Below are 487 nucleotides of genomic sequence, written 5' to 3'. Positions count from 1 at the left end.
TTGAAGACACAAAAGATCAACAAGAGTATGAAAAAGCCTTTGAAGAGCTTTTGCAAGAATTTAATCAAGGCTTGAATTTTAAAGAAAATATCCAAGATGAAAATTTAAAAAGCTTAGAAGAAACACTTAAAGGCATTGAAGAGGATCTTAGCACAAAAGAAGTTAAATTCAAGCCAAGCCTTGCCTTTGAGCTTCTTTTGAAGGATTTCATTAACTCGTTTTTCCCTTTTAGTGATCTGCTTTTTGATCTAAGTGGCTTTGATCTAAGTAAAAGGCTTGCAAAAGCCATTATAAGATCAAAGCTAGGCTCTTTTAAAGAGCTTTTATGTGAGGAGCTTGGCTTAGCGTATATAATATATATTCTTGGCTCTCAAAATATAGATCTAAGAAAACAAAAAGCACATAAACTAAGGCTAAATCAAGCAATAAACCAAAAGGCTTTTTCACAAGCCATAGAGCTGATACAAAAAAATGAGCTTGAAACCTC

1 protein-coding gene is annotated in these 487 nt (G+C 32.9%); it reads left to right on the top strand.

Annotation, left to right across the window (positions count from 1 at the left end; genetic code table 11):
• Nucleotides 1-487, top strand: a 487-nt coding sequence (locus DMC01_RS14305; protein ID WP_185908990.1) for a hypothetical protein, incomplete at both ends; no start/stop codon positions are given.

The sequence above is a fragment of the Campylobacter troglodytis genome (assembly GCF_006864425.1).
Lineage (GTDB): Bacteria > Campylobacterota > Campylobacteria > Campylobacterales > Campylobacteraceae > Campylobacter_D > Campylobacter_D troglodytis.
Note: the sequence above shows the minus strand (reverse complement) of the source record. Positions and strands in the feature narration are given on the sequence as shown.